Genomic DNA, 18,280 nt, shown 5'->3' on the forward strand with positions numbered 1-18,280 from the left:
GCCTCAAATACTCCCAGCACCTTCTAAGAGTCTTCAGGAAGTCAAGAAAACGAAATAACGTGGCGCCACTGTAACGTTATGGCTTTTTCGCCATAGTCACTGGTCAGACTTTCGAAAATCTAAGGAAGGGCCAAATTTCTAATGGCTAAGACCAGTCCGTGGCATTCGAAACTTCCGAATGACCCGTATGTTTACCACAACGACACCGACTGCAACACGGGAAACAACATCGAAAAAGAAAACCGCGTTGAGGGTACTGGTGACCGACCGCTCTGCAAAGAGTGTGCTGGGCTCGGATAGATAGAAGTTAATTTCCTACGGGCCCGTTAGTCGGAAGGCCATCTTCTATCACGGGCCGGTAGGCCCTCTATGATCGATCGGGTAGACGCGCCTTAACACGGTTACGTTTAACCTTACAACTTGCGAAGTTGCAAGTTTCCTAGCGTGCTTCTGTTCTAGCGCGAACAAATTCATCGATATCTTGAAGACCGGGAGAAAGGGATGGAGGTTTAGCGATGGAAAAATACTACGTCAACAAAAATGCTCAGACTAACGGGGATCATGAAGTTCACGTTCCACGCTGTTCGTTTTTTCCCGAGTCTGAAAATCGAGTCTACTTGGGAGAGTATTCTAGCTGCCGCCCCGCGGTAACGAAGGCGAAAGAGTATTACAGCCACTGTAATGGTTGCTTCTACTGCTGCAACGCTTGCCACACGAGCTAGTTAGTTGGCGCAGTTTGCATTAAAGCAACAATTCCGAGCCCTTTTTTTGCGGGTTATGAAGACAGTCCCTCTAGCTCTTGCTTTATTTTCCCTTCTAACTGCCGGCTGCTACGGCCCTAAGTCTGAGACCGAGCGTCAAGGCAAAGGGCCGCCAACGGTTTCGAGTCCCATGACCCGAAGTAGTCCTGATGCGTTGTCATCGTCGAATCAGGCAAGTGAAAAGGCCTCTAATTGCGATCCCAACTATTCTCCCTGCGTTCCTATTGCCAGCGACGTTGACTGCGCTGGCGGCGGCGGCAATGGACCAGCTTACGTGCGAGGGCCTATCCGGGTCATCGGAACAGACATCTACGGGCTAGACCGAGACGGTAATGGAATCGCCTGTGAGAAGTGAAAGAGTTCAGTTGCAAACGAAAGGAGCAGTCATGGCAGACACAATTAAAGGCAACAACGACGGTGAAAATGGTGAGAACGACTCATACACAATACCTGGACGTGGCTCCCACATTGCTCGTCGCACTATCGTCCGAGAAGTTAAAGACGGTAAGCATCCGAACTTTGGAATCTATGAAAGAAACGGCGTCGAGTACGTTCGCGGCAAACCGGACTCCAAAACCAGAAATAACGTTAATGATTAGCTCTACAAGACGACTGTAGCTGATAAAGGTGTGCCTGCGACATAGCTGCCATTCCATGTTGCACCGTTGGGTCTTTACACACTATTCGCACATCACTGCGAGGAAAAGGGTGACAACAGTGGGCACTAAGAGGACCCTAATTTTAAAACGATGCGGTTTTGCTAAGGAACATGAAAAGGATGGTGCCGAAGGGGGGACTCGAACCCCCACGAGTTACCTCACACGCCCCTCAAACGTGCGCGTCTACCAGTTCCGCCACTTCGGCTCGTTCAGGCAGGATTATCAAACAGCAACGCCGAATCGAGTTCAGAGTTCTACTTGCTCGGTTGCGGCGAAGGCGTGATGACAGTTGAAAACGGAGTCGGGGTCGGCGCCGCTGTCGTTGGCGAGGCTACGGGCGTCGGCGTCGTCACGGGAGCATCCGTTACACCGGACTGCAAAACCGAACTCGTGCCCGTGAGCCACGGCAGCGAAAGCATCAATGCAATCAGCATAAAGGCCGACGCCGCGCCGATCGTAATCTTTGCCAGCAAGCTTGCCGTGCCGCGCGGTCCGAACGCCGTGCTCGAAACTGAGCTGGTGAACAATGCGCCCGCATCGGCCTTGCCTGGTTGCAGCAAGATGACGAGGATCAAAACAACGCACGCCAGAATGAATAATCCGTATAAAACGTAAGCGATCATAATTAGTTAATCGTAAATCGTGAATGGTAAATAGAAGTGCCCTACCCTGCGTTCGTCTATTTACGATTAACTATTCACGATTCTACTTTAGGTAATTCACAATCTCAGCGAAGCTCTCGGCCTTCAAACTCGCACCGCCGACGAGGGCGCCATCAATATCAGGCTGTTTCATCAAGCCCGTGATGTTGTCCGGTTTGACTGATCCGCCGTACAAAATCCGCAGGTTTTCCGCCGCGGCCGGCGAGTGTCCTTCCGTAAAAACGCGCCGGATAAACGCGTGCATTTCCTGCGCTTGCTCCGGCGTCGCGGTGCGTCCAGTACCAATGGCCCAGACAGGTTCGTAAGCAACGATGATACGGTCGAGGTCTGAGGCTGTCAACCCGCTCAAACTGCCGGTTAGCTGCTCTTTCACCACATCAAGAGCCTTGCCCGCATCGCGCTGATCGAGCGTTTCGCCGACACACACGATCGCGGTCAGGCCCGCGGCGAGTCCGGCCTGGGCTTTCTTGCTGACGATTTGATCCGTCTCGAGAAAGTATTGGCGACGTTCCGAATGGCCCACAATCACGTGCGAGCAGCCGGCGTCGCGCACCATGAAGGCCGCTACTTCACCCGTAAAGGCGCCTTCGTTGTGTTCCGTCGAACAATTCTGCGCCGAGACGCGAATGTTCGAACCCTCCAGACGATCAGCGACAGATTTCAACGCCGGGAACACTGGCGCGATAACCACTTCACAGTGATTCGCGTTAGCGACCAAAGGTTTCAAAGCGACGGCCGTCGCCACTGAGTCGGCGACCGTCTTGTACATCTTCCAGTTTCCAGCAATGACAGGTTTACGCATTGTTTAAGTGTCAAAATGAGTTTCGATAGTAGCAAAGCCCGGGGGCCAGGCGAAGCAGCCAGCCATTAGAGACCGCTCTTCACGAAATACATTCAGTGTTCTTGTCATCAACTTTAGGAACTAATGTTGATTCAAAAGGGGGCCCATTTCTGGCTTTTTAACCTCACTAAAAAAGGAGATTCCCATGAATCGATTCAATTCTCACTGGGCCTTCAAACTGGTTATGTTCCTGTCTCTCTGTGCTGGGGGTTCAAACGCGGAAGCCAACGTCCCCCATGTGCAAGCCAACGTCACCCCGGGTAACGTCGGCTCATCCATGCGAGTTGTCAGCAGCGGTCTTTGCATGAGTGTTTCAGAACACGGCCGCGGCATCTGGCGCGTGGTCCAACAACCGTGTCGGTCTGAGGAAGCGATGTGGTTCTACGCCCGACCGGTTTCCAATACTCAATTTTTTACCATCGAAGCGAGGCGGCGTTGCCTTGATGTGCCTTCGGGATCTCGAACCTCAGGAGAGCGTCTTCAGCTCTACGCTTGCAACGGGCAAACTAATCAGCACTTTGAGCTGAGAGCGACTGGTGCGGGGTCATACAAAATTCACCCAAGACTAGCCCCCACTCTGTGCCTGGATATCGAAGAGGGGGATACACAAGCGGGCAGAAGGCTGCAGCAATTCGCCTGTCACAATGGCAACAATCAGCGGTTTTTGATCCGACCGACGTTGTTGACTGAGATCTTCGATTTTGACAGACGGGACGTGTTGCACATTGGCTGGCCTAACATTTTAGTGCCCGATCCGTATAACCACCCCTTGTTCGATAGGGTGAATAATGGCACCGTGGTCCACTTCGCGGCCGCACATGTGCGTTGGTCCGACAGGCCGGGACGTGGCCAAAACTGGTGGGACGATGAGAAAATATGTCCCCGCGGGACTTCGACAATCGAGATTAGCCGCCTCGAACGCGACCGGAACACGTTTCGAATTCGCTGCTACCAGTAAAGTACATGCGGGCGATGTGTTTACGCCTCGCTCTTTAGCAGACTTACAAACTTGGCTTTTGGCTTGAGCCGGGGCCGTCGATCACGGCACTACTTATCAGTCAGCGAACTGACGCCGGGCAGCTCGTCTCCGGAAAGAAATTCCAGCGTGGCTCCGCCGCCGGTGGAAATGTGTGTGATGCGATCGGCGACGCCGGCTTTTGTCACCGCCGCGACAGAGTCACCCCCGCCGACAATCACAATCGCGCCGCCATCCGCAGCTTCGGCGACCGCGCGCGCGATTCCGATTGTGCCCTGGTCGAATGGCGGCTCTTCGAAGACGCCCATCGGACCGTTCCAAATGATCGTCGTCGCATCTTTCAAAGCCTGCGAAAAGTGCATCACCGTTTCCACGCCGATGTCCATGCCCGCGTGTCCCGCATTCGTAAATTCAATCGGGATCGTCTTCGCCACAATCGCGCTTCCCTTCACCGGCTCGTAGCTGTCGACCACTTGATGATCCGTGGGCAGAAGCAGCTGCACGCCAGACTGTTCGCATCGCTGTTTGATCTCCGATGCAGTGTGAAGCTGATCATTTTCCACGAGCGACTTTCCGACGGTGAAGCCTTCAGCCTTTAAAAACGTGTAAGCCATCGCGCCGCCAATTAACAACCGATCGACTTTGCGTCCGATAAGCGCGTCAATTACTGGAATTTTGTCCGAGACTTTTGCGCCACCGAGGATCGCAGCGAACGGATGCTCAGGATTCTCAATTACGCGGCCTAGATACTCAAGTTCTTTTTCCATCAGCAGACCAGCTGCCGCTTTCTCAACGAACTTTGTGATACCGGCCGTGGACGCGTGCGCGCGATGCGCCGCGCCGAATGCATCATTGACGTAGAGATCGCAAAGTGAGGCTAGTTCTTTCGCGAAGGCTTCATCATTCTTTTCTTCTTCGGGATGGAAACGAAGATTTTCGAGCAGCAGCACGTCGCCGTCCTTCATTTGCTCGGTCATTTTCCGGACTTCTTCGCCGATGCAGTCCGGCGCAAAAGTGATTGAGCGGCTGCCACTCTCGGAGCCGATTGGGCTGGCTATTGCGACTTCGGTTGACGGCGTTCCCAGCAGTTCCTGAAGTTTTTCGTGCGCGGGCCGCAAGCTGTACTTATCGACGCGTTGACCTTTGGGCCGGCCCAGGTGCGACGCGAGAATCACGCGCGCGCCGTGTTCGATCGCGTAGTTGATGGTGGGTAACGCCGCACGAATGCGCGTGTCGTCGTCACACCTACCGTCTTTGATGGGGACGTTAAAATCGACTCGGATGAAGACGCGCTTGCCGTTGAGGTCGAGGTCGCGGATGGACAATTTAGTCATTGTCAGTAGTCAGGTGTTCTACTTTGTTCTTTGTACTTTGATTTGTTTCCCAGATTACCTTTTCGATTGAAGTTGGCTGCTGCGCGACGAGGTCAAAGCACGAAGCACAAAGTACAAAGCACCGCATTGAACCACTGGCAACTGACTACGGACGGTCTTCAGAGTCCTTTTCCAGCAATGTACTTGATCAGGTCGCGCACGCGGCAGGAGTAACCCCACTCGTTGTCGTACCAGGAAAGGATCTTGATCATGTTGCCACCGATCACTTTCGTGTATTCGGAATCGACGATCGAGGAGTTTGAATTCTGTTTGAAGTCTGAGGACACGAGCGGCTCTTCAGAGAAGCTCAAGATTCCGGCCAACTCTTCGTTCGCGGCGTCCTTGAGCGCTTTGTTCACTTCTTCGGTCGTCGTTTCCTTTTCGACAGAGATAACCACGTCCACGAGCGAAACGTTCGGCGTCGGTACGCGGACACTAATGCCATCAAACTTGCCTTTTAGTTCCGGCAATACGAGCGCAACCGCTTTCGCCGCCCCCGTCGAAGTCGGAATCATGTTCAGCGCCGCAGCGCGCGCACGTCTTAAGTCGCTGTGCGGCAAGTCGAGCAGTTGCTGATCGTTTGTGTACGAGTGAATCGTGGTCATCTGCGCGTTGCGGATGCCGAACTTTTCGTGGATTACCTTCGCGACGGGCGCCAGGCAATTCGTCGTGCACGACGCGTTGGAAATGACATGGTGCGCGGCCGGGTCGTAATTGTCCTCGTTCACGCCGAGCACGATTGTGATGTCTTCATTTTTCGCGGGCGCCGAGATAATCACTTTCTTGACGCTGCCGCGCAGGTGTTTCTTGGCGTCTTCGGCTTTGGTAAAGCGTCCGGTGGATTCAATGACGATTTCAGCGCCAACCGATTCCCACGGAATCAACGAAGGATCTCGTTCGGAAAACACCTGGAACTCTTCGCCTTCGACGGTGATTCCCTTTTCCGACGCCTTGATGTCATGTTCGAGATTCCCGAGCACTGAATCGTATTTCAGCAGGTGCGCCAAAGTCTTTGTATCGGTGATGTCGTTGACGGCGACGAAGTCGATGTCTTTGTCGCCCAGGGCCGTGCGAAAGATGTTGCGGCCGATGCGTCCAAACCCGTTGATGCCAACTTTAACTGCCATTCCCTGTCCTCCGGAAGCTTTGCGATTTGCACACTTCAGCCGCAGGTTTGCTGCCTAACGATGAACTGAAGAGGCTGAACTTAGAAAGAAATTGGAAGATAATGCGCGCGCCATTGAGTGTCAAGCGCGTGTTCGTTTACTGATTGAACAAGTGTCGCCCAAAAGTCTTAGGACGCTAATGCTTGATTGATCGCTGATCACTTCAGATCTGGCTGACAATATTCAACGAAGCTGCAAAGCAGCGGATGTATTTAAGCCCAAGGCGAGGTTTTGCGAGCCTTGGGTTACGATGGTTAATAAAATTTGTAGGAGCCGCGGAGCGGCGACAAATTTTCGAGTGCGCAGACTAGTCGCCACACTCCAAAGATGTCGCCCCCTTCGCGGGCTCCGCTGGTCTATACGGGCATGGTTTCCCAAGGCTCGCAAAGCCTCGCCTTGGGCTTAGCTAAGACCGCTGCTACGCAGCTCGACGAGTTTGTTCGCTAACTCGGCTTTTTGGACAAAGCCGCGACGCGCGGTAAAAATGTCTAAACAGAGACTTACCACAGAGACACGGAGCTTTTCACAGAGACACAGAGCGAAGGCGAATGAGGACACTTACTCTCCCAAGGTCACGGATTGACCGACACGAAGCTCGCCCGCTCTGACCACCGTACCGTAACCGCCGGCGTAGTTCTTGTTCAGCCGCACAACAGTCCTCATCACTTGAACATCTCGCTCGGCTGTGTCCGGATCAAGGTTCACCATCCGGCATCGCTCATCCTTCATATAAATCTTGACGGCGGCGGAGTTGTCACCTTCACCAAAAGTCAGTGTCTGGCCCACCCATCGGTCTTCCGCAAACGGTTCAGCACTGTCGGTTTCGATCACGACGTTTGGGCGAAATCGGCGCAGGTCGAGCTGCCGGCCTGATTCGCGTTCGATGCATTGCACGGTGGTCGTCGTGATTACCGAAATCGACGCTTCGTCGAAAATGCCGGCCTTGAGATTCATTAATTCGACATCGCTGCCATAGCGCGAAGAAATGTCCTTGCGTAGTTCGTCACTTCCGAGTTCGTACTCTTTTCCGTCCGGTGTACGAACGTGCGTCGGAAGTTGTGCAGCGTTGTCGCCGTCGAGTCCGAAAGGCTTATAAAGAATCAACTCCGGCAGTTTGCTGGCGGTCAGCCAGGGGAAATTACTTTTGTCATTGAGTCGCCGAAAAGCCATCCGGCGATCGCCTTCAATGCCATGCCAACCAACACTGGCAACATCCAGCATTTCGCCTGCCATTGACTTAACCGGATAACGAAGGATGGCACTAATACGCCCTAAGGTCATGTGACTTTATAACAAACTGTTACTGTGATGATTTAGACGTCTGGCGTCAGGACTTTACCGAATGGCCTAGCTGTTTCCGCGAACCGTATACCAAGATTTGTTGGTCGCGGCTTACGGGCTAGCGACTTTTCGAACAGCGATACCGTAGGGACCCGTACTTGAAGGACTAAAATGACGAACCCGTACGAAGTATTTTCCAGGTAATAGCTGCTGAGTCAACAGCGACAGGTTGCCCGCTCCGCTATCGTCATCTTCCGCGATCAGTATTGACTCGTTATTCGGTCCGAAAAGACTGACGAACGTATCGGTCGGGCCGGAGGTTTCAATCGCGTACGTGCCGGCAGTATTCACTTTGATCGTATAACGGTCGCGTTCGCCGCCGTTGCTGATGTTTCCCTGCACCGCTGCCCCGTCGATCTTCAATTCGTCTGCCGGTTTTTCATCCGGCCCTGCCGCGCCGTGGACTTCATTGGAATACATGAATTGGACCGGTGTTGGTTTCGGGCCGGGATGCGTGAGCACTTCTTTGAAGACCCGGTCCAGAGTGTTAGCCGCGATGGGTTGATCACCGATTTCCATGCCCCGGTTCGAGCTGTACCCAACGAAGCGTCCATCCCCCTGGCGAATGGCGTCACCGACATCTGGATCTGTCTGGGATTCGATCAACTCGTGGTATAGCGTGCACACCACGTTCTTCCACGGCTTGCTGAAAAACGGGATGCCATTCCGCTTGCCCGCGCGGATGGCGGAATAGACGTTCGCCGAGTAGTAAAGCGTCCGTGACTGGCCGTTGCGATTGAAATGGACCGAGCCGTGATAGCCACCCAACCCGTCCCGAGAGCTCGAGCCGTCAAGCGTCAAAATTGTGTCGGGCGGAAGGATCAAATTGAAGATCGTGCGGTCATGGTCGGTGGCAAGAATGAGGTTCCGATCAAACAAGTCGATAATCTTGTTCTGAACGTCTCGCTCCCCCATCTCATTGGGCCTGGATTCATTCAGAATCACCGACGGAGCGACGTCATAGGACACTGGCTTGCCAGGGAAGTATTGCTGTACGATCTCCTTGAGTTGTTCATCGCGCATCACGCGCGTGGTCGCATCGTCAATCGCCTCGATGTCACCGGACGCGAAGTCCTTGGCCCGCCCCAAATAGATGTTTTGATAGCCCATCTGCGGAAGGGTCTTGCCACCGCGGAATATCAAATCATCCTTCGGTGAAGCGGTAACGCCAGGCGCTAGCGCTTCTCGGCGAGGGCTGTGGCCGCTGCGCCGCTGCGCAGCCCAGAAATGGCGAAACTCTGCTTCGGACCCCGGCGCTGCTTGTACGCGCATTGGGAGTGGACCAAGTTTCTCGTCGTCTTCAGGCATATGATTCTCCTTTTGGTACCTGGCGGCACCGACTGCGGATCAAGTGAAGCATGGTCTCTCGGGCGCGGCGATTATATTCAACCTTTGCTGCAAATCAAGCAACGCTCGATCACCGCCAATGCCATACCGACTTAGCCTTGTCACATCGAGTAGTCTTCACCGCTTTTGCTCACGCGAAGGCGGGCGCTCGCTCGATCAATAACTGAAGATCCTTCCCGCGCAGAACCATGAAGGAACTGCGCGGGAGGATTGCTTGCGAGCCGATCGGCGTGCGCTTCGATCACTCTTTCGATCGATTAAGGCAGCGGCTGGGCCTTGTCGTCTACGAAGACGTCGAAGACGCAAAACAGGGTCGGATTGAAGGGCACGAGGCTGGCATGGTTGGTCACCAGCAACGAACCGGTATGTTTGTCGAAAGCGATGTTGGCCGGGTTGGTCCAGGGCATCGGATCCGGAGTCCCGCCGGGGTTGTCGGCCGGCCCTGAGTAACGCGCTTCCTCTGTACCATCAGGAAGTAGCACGGAGATTTGGCTTGTACCCGCCAGGGCGACATACAATTTTCCTGATCTGCCGAACGCGATCCCATCCGGGCCTGCGAGTTGAAATGTCGGGAAGAACGGATAGCGATAAAACTCGTCCAGGTTCAGCGCGGTAGGGGCAGCCAGAGGCAGACGGTAGATCACGCCGTCCAGGGTGCCGTTCTCGGCAGTCACCGACACATAAACATTGTCATAGTTCTCGTCCATGCGAATGCCATTTACGCCAAAGGGCACGTTAGGGTCGCCCGCCAGACGTGAGTCCGTGAACCACACCGTTGCCGCGCCGCCTCCGGCCGGGATGCGGTAAATCGCCGCCGCAAACGAGTCAGTCACGTAGAGGTTGCCGGCATTGTCGAACGCAAGGTCGTTGGGCAGGGACTGCCCGGGAACCGCTGGAGGAGGAAACGTCGCATACAGAGACTGCGTGTTACCGGGATTAAGGTCCATGCGGATCACGCCGACGAAAGGCTCGATCACGTAGAGCTTACCGTCGGGTCCGAAGGCGGCGCACGATGCAGCGCTCATTCCCGCGAATGGGTTGGTGATGGTGATGGGATAGCTGGCTTCGAACGCACCCGTCTTGAGATCGTAGGCATACACATATGCTGAGCCGAGGGGCGACCCAAACGTCGCGGGCCCGGAAACGTAGAAGCTGTTACCGCGCGTGGCGATGCCCTCCGGATAGCCGGGCAATGGAACCGGGGCGACCACTTTTGAATCACCTAAACTCTGGGCAAGGATGGCGGTTGGGGTTACGACGAGCGCAAGTAGCGCGGTCGCAAAATAAAGAGAGATAGTCCGTTTCATTTAAATTATCCTCCAGGGGTTCTTTGAATATTAACCGTCAGTGTTGTGTGAGGGTCACAATCAGCGAACAGGGCTAAGTTCGACAACTCATCCCGATCACCTCCTTTTAATTCAATTTGCTAACAGCTAACACATCACCGCAAGCTGAATATAGATTTTTTTCATTCGTTGCTGATACGTGATTCTGCGAACCATACGCCACGACAAAGAGTGCGGAGCTTCTTAGCCGTTACCATTGGGTCGCGCTGCAGTCGTCGCTTGCACTTTCTCGCTGAGGCGGGCGCAATAATCAAACCAGTCCACCAGTCCCTCCTCACCTTCGAGCCGGGCGAGCGCCCCGCCGATCAGCATCCGGAAGTCGGGCAACCTCTGCCGTTTGTACTCTGACAGTTGTGCGCTTGAAAGTGTTTCGATCGCTGCCACATCAAAGCATGGGTTAAAGTCGTAAGCGATCGGTTTGAGCGTACCGCTCTCGGTGATGACAAGAGGATTCACCAAATCGGCCAGCAATCGTTCCGGCTCTTCCTCCGCGCTTCCGGGTCGAGTGCACATTGCGAGCAACGCTGCATATGCATCGCGTTGCTGCCAAAGGCCTCGCGCCGGAGCCAAATCGCAATGCACCGTCGCCTGATCTGCCAGTTCCTCTTGCAAAGCTAAAACAATCAAGTACATCCGCAATTCATCCGTAGCGGTGAAGGAAGAAAGGTCTTGCATTGTCCGTGCGCGTCCGGCGAGTGCGACCGGTCGCACTTGTAACGCCTTCGCACCCACGCCTACCAGGTGCTCGGCGAGGTCGGGCAGATCGGGCAGTGCGTCTCGCGTCAGTGATATCGCAGCCGCGACTGGTCGCCCGCTATCAGCAAGACGTGCAAGCGCGGCCGAGGAACGTTCAAAAGCATCGGCGCGGCCACGTAAGCGGTTGTGGGTCGGAGCGAGTCCATCAAAACTGATTGCTATTCCATCCACTCGCGACGAAACCTCATCCATGCGCTTGTCTGCGAACAGACCATTGGTGATCAGATTGACCCGGAAGCCTTTCGCGTGGGCTTCATCAACCAAAGGCAGCAAAGGCGCATAGACCAGCGGCTCCCCACCGGAGATACTTATGACGTTATAGCCCTCGGCCTTGAGCAAGGGCAGCGCACGGAGCAGCGAGTCGACATCCAGCGCAGCTTTTTCCTTTGGCCCCGACTCGGAATAGCAGTGGAGACACGCGAGGTTACACAGCCGCGTGGGATGTAGATGGATAATGCGATCCGGCAAAAAGCCGGACCGCATTTCCGAGCGTGTAGCGACTGCCGGCATCAGCGACCAAACCGGGCATCGGCAAGTTCGTCGACATTAAAATCGGCCTTAACGTGCCAGTAGTCCCAGTCAATAATGCCGTAGGGAAATACTTCCCAGCGCGAGGGACCCGCTTTTTCAAACCAGGGATCCAGTCTGGGCGGCTTAGTGGTGTAGTAATCGATGCAGATACCATAGATGCAGACATCGAATCTGGTGATCGTCATCCCCTCCACCATCACGCGGCCTGCAATTTCTTTTATGGTCGCATCCTTAATTTTGTAATTGGCCAGGCGCTTCGACAGCTTTACCTGCAGGTCTCTTGCGTTTATCGGCATATTCTCTCCTTTTCCTCAAGTGTCCTTGGGCGATTTTGCCTTCACTCCCTCTTTGCTCAAGTGAGCTATACGGGCTTGTGACCGTTATCAGACAGCAACCAATACTGTCGGATAGCGAGATTAAGGCATTGAGAACGTACCGGTTTTGTTCAGGAAAAGGCGTTAAGCGTCCCTTGGTATGCTCCCGGTCTAGTTCGAGCGCCAACGCGACGAAATTCGAAGTTGGATACCCGAAATGCCAAAACAAGACTCTCCTCTGTTGGGGGCAAGAGGGTGGCTGAGATGAAGGCGGGGGACACAATATGACCATCGTAATCGGATGTCAACATTTAGATTTAGTGTTGAACTCCAAGTGACAATCGCGGCTAGCAATATCGAGTACGGAACGACGACATGAGGCTGCGAGAAACTCAGACTATTGTTAAGACCGGCGTAAATACTATCTCTCCAGCCGCGGCAGTACGGTTTGAACCCTTTAAATTCATGTTCTGATTGGTAGACTTCTACGCCTGGTCTTTAATTTGGAAAGTCGTCCGCGGTTCAGGCATGTGGGATTGGATCAGGGAAAGCCTGACCCCGTTCCAGATTCCCTGAACGATAGCGGACGAAGGAAGATGTACCGGCGCTGCTTATTTCTTGTAGATGGCAATACCCCAAAAGTTAATATCCGGGGGCAGACTATTCCAGTGGTCGAATGAGTGCGACTCATCAGTTTTGTAACGCAATTTGTAATTGCCGGCCGGTAAAGTAATTACGAAATCCATTTTGCGATTTTTACCGGCGCCGCCCGCGTGCGAGGTCTTAGGCTCTTGCATTTCCCACACGGGGAGTCCTTTGTCTGTGTTTTCGATCCATCCGTAGTCAAACATCTGACCACCCTGGCCTTCCCCGATGGCGAAGACACGCACCTCCTGACTGCGCGGCAAACTAAACGCGACCGTCTTATCTTCGTTGTCCAGCACTTGTACGATCTGCGCTATAACCGGGAGCTTCGCCAGGTCTTCAGGCATCGGCTTGGAAAACAGTTCACCATACATACGCATCAACTGCGCCGCCTCAGTTGCGCGTCCCACGCTCTGATGAATCCGGAACCTTGTCACCAGATCTTTGCTGTACAGATCAGCGTATGGTTTTCCCGCCACTAATTTCAGTTGAGTTTTTATTTCTGAAACGGGAGCGTTCCAATTCACTTCCGGTATGGCCTCGCCGAATTTCTCAGGCAAGACGAAAGTCTTCAGGAAGGCCATGCCCACGATGGAACTGAGGGCGTCACCCGAACCAAGGTCTGTCGGTCGACTGAGATTGTCGGAGTTAGCCATGATGATGAACGTTAAGTTTCGCTCGGGCACTTTCAAGATGAACGATGAATTACCGGTCCAGTATCCGTAGTGCCAAAGCAGTTTCGTCCCCTTGTAGTTCGTCGTGAACCACCCAAGACCGTAAGGAAGAATTTCGCCTTTAGTTGACGTCGCGGGCGTGAAAGCAAGTTGCTGGGTCTCTTTGGTAAGGAACTTATTCTGATCAATTGCGATGTCATACTTCGCCATATCCAGAACTGTGGACATTAGTCCGGCTGAAGTGCTGAACCCCTGCGGGTAACTGATCTTCGTCGTCTTAAATTCGCGATCGAGCGCATACGGTTGCGCCAGTGTCTTCACAATCGTATCGAATCTTTGCTGGTGCTTTTCCGTAATCATCCCGCGGTTCATTGCGGACTGGTGAGAATGAATCAGCTTCCATGTCCCATCTTGCTTGTTCAAGACATATGAGCTTCGCCACGGGCCTTCCGTGCGTGGCGCCCCACCTGGAGGCGTAACAACTCCTCGCATAAAGAACGTAGCCACCGCGCTGTCGCCGTAAACGGCAGTCTCGAGGTTGTTGATCTCAAGATTCACTTTGAAACCCGCTTGAAACGCTCTTCGCAGCTCTGCCGAATCGATAAAAGAAGTTAAGAATCCGCCTTCGCCCTGGAAGCGGTTGTTCTGAGGCGCGAGACGACGCTCGATTTGATCCACGTTGCCTGCATTGAAGCCTGAGATGATGTCCATCACGGCCGTCTTCACTTCAGCCTCTGCGGCTGCCGCACCCGCGTTAGGCGATTTAGTGCCGACGATCCGGGGCACGTTCGGCGCAGTCTCGTTCATGCCGAGGGGATCGAGAATGTTGGCTATTAAAAGTTCGCCAAACGACTTGCCCGTAGCTCCCTGCACCACCTTGTCTAATTCTGCGAAACGATTTCCGTTGTAACGATATTGCTCGCCGGGATTCCCCTCGGAAGTGTGTGACAGCAAGTGCCGCACTTTAATAACTCCATCGCTCTCTAAAGTAATGCCGTATTTTGAAACGGGATCGTCCAGCTTGATTTTTCCGTCCTGCACTAGCTGCATCAGAATCGTGGAAGCGAACGTCTTGGTGAGCGAGGCGAGGTGGTACGGGGTATGTTCGGTCGCGGGAATTTTATTTTCCAGATCGGCAAAGCCGAATCCCTTCGCCCAGAGCACCTTTTGATCTTTCACAATCGCCGCGGAGTAAGCCGGTATTTTTAGTTCCTGTCGCAGATTCTCCAGAAGAGTTTCCAATCGCGCTATCCGTTCGGCATCGGATGACTGAGCTCCGGCGTCAGCGACCCGCGCGCCTGACGCGGGGACAAATATGACCTGTCCGGCGATGGCCACAGTCAGAATCAGGGTGACTAATCCTCGTGTTTTCAACTTCATGATGATCTCCATCTTCATTTCTCTATGGATCCAGCGGGTCATTCGCATCAAAAAACAGTGAAGCAACCGATGGCTTGAACTCCGCGGCGACCGGGGAAACTCGGGTAATAAACTCCATCGGAAAATATCCTAGTTCCGACGAGCAACGAATGCGAAAACCGTCCTTGGTGACGATTGCGATGTGGTCCTCGCTTGAAGTGACAAGGGCCTTTAGCTCATTCGGTATTCCATAACGAAATGCGAGGCGTCCCGCGTTCCGAAAATTCGTTGTTGTATGGCGCGCATATGGGTCGATCAAAATACTCTTCTCAGGTATTTTGAATTTTTCCATCAGGTATTTTTTCATCTCAATCGACTCGTTATAAGGCGTCTGTATCGGGTGGACGTGGCCACCGGACAAAATGATTAACGGGGCCTTGTGCTCGAGGAACAGTTGAGCACCCTGATCCGCTCTTTTGGCCGCTATCTTACTTAGATTGAGCCCGGCCGGCGGGCCAGAGCCCAGAACTAAAATGAATGAATACGGATAGTTGCTCCAGCTGATGTTTTTCAAATCTTGAACCGTGACCTTGTTTTCGCCTTCTTCAAGTGGTTCGTAACGCGCGGCTTCATCACGCCGATTTGCTTCCAAAAGTTTCAGAGCAAAACTGAGCGTGGGTTCAAAGAACAGCGAGTCCCTGGCGAGCTTTATCTCGGCAAGCTTCGCCTTAAGAAGTTCTCGGTATTCTTCGCTCGAAACATCAAAGCTAACCCGATCGATGTCTTTATAGTACGGGTTCTTGCCCAGACCATAGACACTCAGCAAACGGTTCATTCCATTCGCGGCATCTTTCCACGCCGCAACGAGCATGTCTGAATCAGATTGTTGGCTGTATTTGATGAACGCGCCTGAGGGACGCATATCCTTCCGCACGAGATTTCTGAACTCAGGATGCCTGCTTAGGATTTTGAGTTGGGTTGCCACCCGCTCGATTGTTGGGCCATTCAAACGAAACTGCCGATCATAGCAACCGACGTCGTCGCAATTCGCGGCAAATCTTAAAGCCTGGATCTTCTGGATGGTTAGTCTTTTCAGGACTAAGTTTCTTCTCAGAAGTTTTCCAACTTCGGGGTTTCTCTGAAACAAGCTCAGCAGATAAAAGTTCTTGTCCTGAACCGCGTTACGAAATTCTAATTTGTAAGCGGGGTCAAAGCCTGATGAATTAAGACTCGCGTTCTGAGCAAACGAAGTGCTTGGAAGGGACTGATAAGTGCCGGCAGAGCTTAGCGCAATAAGCTGCGCCCTCTGCGGAACTGAAATACTCGTTAAAAGAACAAGAGAAAGAATTAGCCGTCGCAGCATTATTATTTATGCAGCCCTTTGTTCAATTGGCGGCGCCCTGTTTTAAAGCTCTCTGCGCTACCTCCGCGTTCCCTGCCGTCTCCGCGGTGATTGGATTCTTGTGCGCGAAAATTTCCGTAACCGCGGCCGAGTGAATGTCGTTGATAGATCGCGCGCCGGCGCTATAAATTTCCGAGGTACTTATGATTTTTCACGTACTCTATCCCACTCCCACAATGCTCAAGCGTGTTCTCTGCTCGCTCGCCTTTCTCATGCTGACGAGCGCAAGTATATCCTTTGCTCAGCAAGCTCCACAGCCCGGTGGGGATCAGGCTGAGTTGAATGAACTCATCAGCCGGGCCGCCATAAGGATCACGGAATACATGACCGGGTTCAAAGACCTCACTGCTGAAGAGGAGCAAAACGTCGAGGACTATGACGACAAAGGCAAACTTAAAAAGCAAAGACGGATAGCCTCTGACCTGTTCATCTATCAGTCACAACTGGATCCGACTAAAATGTACGAATATCGCGACGTGAAATCGGTTGACGGCGTGGCTGTCAAGAAGCGAGAAGAGAGATTGATAAGTCTTCTGACTAAGTCAGCTAAAGCCGATTCGGTTAAGAAAGAACTCGACCGGATTACCCGCGAGAGCCGAAGGTACGATCTTAACTATAGTTTTTACGGCTTCACTCTTAACCAGGGGCTACCACTGCATGAGAACGCGCGCGGGTCCTTTGAGTTCAAGCTCGCCGGTCGTGAGCAGGTTAGCGGTCATGATGCGATTGTGATTGAGTACAAACAGGTTTCGTACAATGCTGGCCTCGCGATGAAGCTGTCATCACTACCATCTCACTTAAAAGGCGCTGAGACGCGTTACCGCGGGCGATTATGGTTGGACGCGGAGACCGCGCAAATAAGGCGCGAAGTGAGAGAAATGCTTATGGAACATCCTTCCCTGACCCGTTCTCTCGTCATTATCAGGTATGACCTTAACTATTCTGATAGCCGCTTCGGATTCTTAACGCCACAGCGTATAGAAATTAATACCTACCTCCACGGACGCACCGGGGCTGACAAACATCCTGAACTCGGTTTGGGAGGAAGAGTAACTTTCGATTACGGCGCATTCATTCGGTTTGCGGTGGACTCGCCTGATGCCTCAATCGATCCAGTGAAAAAGCCCTGAAGCTTATGATCAAGCTACTTTGGAAACTTAACGTTGTCCCAACACCTTAACCTGAACGTATATTCCAAGCTTCCAGCGTCAATCCGCTTGCTCACGGTTAGATACCAACGTTTTTTGAAGGCCGTAGATGCTTCAGAACTGTCAACCAAACCAAAGATAGGTTTAGCTTCGCTGGTGCTTGCCGCGATCATGAGGCGAACTTCCTGAAATCTGGCGTCTTTCGAATCTTTGTGCACCTCAAATTCCACGCCCGCAGTCACTACCAGGTTCTGATAGGGCCTAAAAGTTTTGAAGGTTGTTCCGTCAGACACTAATGGATTGAAGCTACCCAAATGAGTGATCCCAGTTCCCTGTCTCGTCTGGTTATCCCGGGTCGAGGCGTCAACCCAACATTGACCGGTAGCGCTCTGAGCATTTGCGGTGACAGGGACAATGAGTAACGCGTAAGCGATCACCAGTTTAGAAATTGTCATGTCGTGCTCTCGACTTGTAAGGAAGTAGGGCTAATTTTCAATCCTCATACTCTAAGCCCCGAACTGCCGCAAGTGATGACTCGCATGCTTGTAGGTGACCACGCCCCATTCGCGCCAGGTCAGTGGCCCAAAAAGCGGATGTGCCGGCCCGAGACCTTCCGACGGGCCCGTCCCGATTCGCTCTAACAGCTTCAGCAGTTCCGCACGCTCCTCTTCAAACGACGTCACATCGCTGGGCTTCAACTCAGGCGCGGTCGGTGCCCCTTTCGGAAAAGGAACGACGTAGAGGATGAGGTGCTTAACGGGAAACTTCTGGAAGACGCGCTTGTTTGCGGAAGGAATCGACAGCTCGCCGAGGGCCATGTTCGCCGAGAGGCGAAGATGCTTCAACATGCCCACCACGTCCAGGCTACCCCATCGTCTGGTTGACGATGCTGAAAGCGACCGCATCCTGCGATCGATCTCCGCGCGGTCACTTTCGTTTAGAATTGAACCCATCGTCACCTCGCCTTCCCTGCTGAAGA

At 53.2% G+C, this 18,280-nt stretch carries 16 protein-coding genes and 1 tRNA gene; 3 read left to right on the forward strand and 14 right to left on the reverse strand.

Annotated features, from left to right (window positions below; translation table 11 throughout):
• Positions 1-141 precede the first annotated feature (141 nt).
• Together VFX97_03590 and VFX97_03595 are read left to right on the forward strand one after the other, a co-directional pair.
• Complete coding sequence (locus tag VFX97_03590) at positions 142-300, forward strand: hypothetical protein (GenBank protein HEX5702283.1); 159 nt, start codon at positions 142-144, stop codon at positions 298-300.
• 847 nt (positions 301-1,147) lie between these two features.
• A complete protein-coding gene (locus VFX97_03595) occupies positions 1,148-1,360 on the forward strand; it encodes a DUF3892 domain-containing protein (protein ID HEX5702284.1) in 213 nt (70 codons plus the stop codon).
• A 180-nt stretch (positions 1,361-1,540) separates the two neighbouring features.
• Here VFX97_03595 and VFX97_03600 read toward each other — a convergent pair.
• The 12 genes from VFX97_03600 to VFX97_03655 all read right to left on the reverse strand — a co-directional run bounded on the left by VFX97_03600 (position 1,541) and on the right by VFX97_03655 (position 15,673).
• Positions 1,541-1,625, reverse strand: a tRNA-Leu gene (locus VFX97_03600).
• A gap of 49 nt (positions 1,626-1,674) precedes the next feature.
• Positions 1,675-2,043, reverse strand: coding sequence for a preprotein translocase subunit SecG (gene secG, locus VFX97_03605; GenBank protein ID HEX5702285.1), 369 nt, complete (start codon positions 2,041-2,043; stop codon positions 1,675-1,677).
• Between the two features lie 82 nt (positions 2,044-2,125).
• On the reverse strand, positions 2,126-2,884 hold the full coding sequence (gene tpiA / locus VFX97_03610; protein HEX5702286.1) for a triose-phosphate isomerase: 759 nt from the start codon (positions 2,882-2,884) through the stop codon (positions 2,126-2,128).
• A gap of 1,086 nt (positions 2,885-3,970) precedes the next feature.
• Complete coding sequence (locus VFX97_03615) at positions 3,971-5,233, reverse strand: phosphoglycerate kinase (GenBank protein ID HEX5702287.1); 1,263 nt, start codon at positions 5,231-5,233, stop codon at positions 3,971-3,973.
• A 158-nt stretch (positions 5,234-5,391) separates the two neighbouring features.
• On the reverse strand, positions 5,392-6,399 hold the full coding sequence (gap, locus tag VFX97_03620) for a type I glyceraldehyde-3-phosphate dehydrogenase (GenBank protein HEX5702288.1): 1,008 nt from the start codon (positions 6,397-6,399) through the stop codon (positions 5,392-5,394).
• A gap of 597 nt (positions 6,400-6,996) precedes the next feature.
• Complete coding sequence (locus VFX97_03625) at positions 6,997-7,671, reverse strand: MOSC domain-containing protein (GenBank protein HEX5702289.1); 675 nt, start codon at positions 7,669-7,671, stop codon at positions 6,997-6,999.
• A gap of 159 nt (positions 7,672-7,830) precedes the next feature.
• Complete coding sequence (locus VFX97_03630; protein ID HEX5702290.1) at positions 7,831-9,087, reverse strand: PPC domain-containing protein; 1,257 nt, start codon at positions 9,085-9,087, stop codon at positions 7,831-7,833.
• A gap of 296 nt (positions 9,088-9,383) precedes the next feature.
• Positions 9,384-10,433 (reverse strand): SMP-30/gluconolactonase/LRE family protein, encoded by a 1,050-nt coding sequence (locus tag VFX97_03635; GenBank protein HEX5702291.1) that lies wholly within the window; start codon positions 10,431-10,433, stop codon positions 9,384-9,386.
• A 222-nt stretch (positions 10,434-10,655) separates the two neighbouring features.
• Entirely contained in the window at positions 10,656-11,696 is a 1,041-nt protein-coding gene (locus tag VFX97_03640) for a radical SAM protein (GenBank protein HEX5702292.1), read from the reverse strand.
• A gap of 41 nt (positions 11,697-11,737) precedes the next feature.
• A complete protein-coding gene (locus VFX97_03645; GenBank protein ID HEX5702293.1) occupies positions 11,738-12,055 on the reverse strand; it encodes a hypothetical protein in 318 nt (105 codons plus the stop codon).
• A gap of 629 nt (positions 12,056-12,684) precedes the next feature.
• Positions 12,685-14,772 (reverse strand): serine hydrolase, encoded by a 2,088-nt coding sequence (locus VFX97_03650; protein HEX5702294.1) that lies wholly within the window; start codon positions 14,770-14,772, stop codon positions 12,685-12,687.
• A 22-nt stretch (positions 14,773-14,794) separates the two neighbouring features.
• Positions 14,795-15,673, reverse strand: a complete 879-nt coding sequence (locus tag VFX97_03655; protein HEX5702295.1) for a YdcF family protein — start codon at positions 15,671-15,673, stop codon at positions 14,795-14,797.
• Positions 15,674-16,329: 656 nt separating this feature from the next.
• Here VFX97_03655 and VFX97_03660 point away from each other — a divergent pair.
• Positions 16,330-17,283 (forward strand): hypothetical protein, encoded by a 954-nt coding sequence (locus VFX97_03660; protein ID HEX5702296.1) that lies wholly within the window; start codon positions 16,330-16,332, stop codon positions 17,281-17,283.
• A gap of 14 nt (positions 17,284-17,297) precedes the next feature.
• On the opposite strand, the gene VFX97_03665 is transcribed toward VFX97_03660, so the two are convergent.
• Both VFX97_03665 and VFX97_03670 read right to left on the reverse strand, forming a co-directional pair.
• The gene (locus VFX97_03665; protein ID HEX5702297.1) at positions 17,298-17,756 is read right to left on the reverse strand and encodes a hypothetical protein; all 459 of its coding nucleotides are present in this window, start codon (positions 17,754-17,756) and stop codon (positions 17,298-17,300) included.
• A gap of 51 nt (positions 17,757-17,807) precedes the next feature.
• Positions 17,808-18,254: a DUF1569 domain-containing protein gene (locus VFX97_03670; GenBank protein ID HEX5702298.1), complete on the reverse strand. Its 447-nt coding sequence runs from the start codon at positions 18,252-18,254 to the stop codon at positions 17,808-17,810.
• Between the last annotated feature and the right edge of the window lie 26 nt (positions 18,255-18,280).

It is taken from the genome of Pyrinomonadaceae bacterium, from assembly GCA_036277115.1.
Classification (GTDB): Bacteria; Acidobacteriota; Blastocatellia; order Pyrinomonadales; family Pyrinomonadaceae; genus UBA11740.

Bases quoted from the DNA above. Each gene is read 5' to 3' on its own strand.
- VFX97_03590 (HEX5702283.1), top strand. From the start codon at position 142: ATGGCTAAGACCAGTCCGTGGCATTCGAAACTTCCGAATGACCCGTAT.
- secG (HEX5702285.1), bottom strand. From the start codon at position 2,043: ATGATCGCTTACGTTTTATACGGATTATTCATTCTGGCGTGCGTTGTT.
- VFX97_03670 (HEX5702298.1), bottom strand. From the start codon at position 18,254: ATGGGTTCAATTCTAAACGAAAGTGACCGCGCGGAGATCGATCGCAGG.
- gap (HEX5702288.1), bottom strand. From the start codon at position 6,399: ATGGCAGTTAAAGTTGGCATCAACGGGTTTGGACGCATCGGCCGCAAC.
- VFX97_03595 (HEX5702284.1), top strand. From the start codon at position 1,148: ATGGCAGACACAATTAAAGGCAACAACGACGGTGAAAATGGTGAGAAC.
- VFX97_03650 (HEX5702294.1), bottom strand. From the start codon at position 14,772: ATGAAGTTGAAAACACGAGGATTAGTCACCCTGATTCTGACTGTGGCC.
- VFX97_03635 (HEX5702291.1), bottom strand. From the start codon at position 10,433: ATGAAACGGACTATCTCTCTTTATTTTGCGACCGCGCTACTTGCGCTC.
- VFX97_03655 (HEX5702295.1), bottom strand. From the start codon at position 15,673: ATGCGTCCCTCAGGCGCGTTCATCAAATACAGCCAACAATCTGATTCA.
- VFX97_03625 (HEX5702289.1), bottom strand. From the start codon at position 7,671: ATGGCAGGCGAAATGCTGGATGTTGCCAGTGTTGGTTGGCATGGCATT.
- VFX97_03660 (HEX5702296.1), top strand. From the start codon at position 16,330: ATGCTCAAGCGTGTTCTCTGCTCGCTCGCCTTTCTCATGCTGACGAGC.
- VFX97_03665 (HEX5702297.1), bottom strand. From the start codon at position 17,756: ATGACAATTTCTAAACTGGTGATCGCTTACGCGTTACTCATTGTCCCT.
- tpiA (HEX5702286.1), bottom strand. From the start codon at position 2,884: ATGCGTAAACCTGTCATTGCTGGAAACTGGAAGATGTACAAGACGGTC.
- VFX97_03615 (HEX5702287.1), bottom strand. From the start codon at position 5,233: ATGACTAAATTGTCCATCCGCGACCTCGACCTCAACGGCAAGCGCGTC.
- VFX97_03645 (HEX5702293.1), bottom strand. From the start codon at position 12,055: ATGCCGATAAACGCAAGAGACCTGCAGGTAAAGCTGTCGAAGCGCCTG.
- VFX97_03630 (HEX5702290.1), bottom strand. From the start codon at position 9,087: ATGCCTGAAGACGACGAGAAACTTGGTCCACTCCCAATGCGCGTACAA.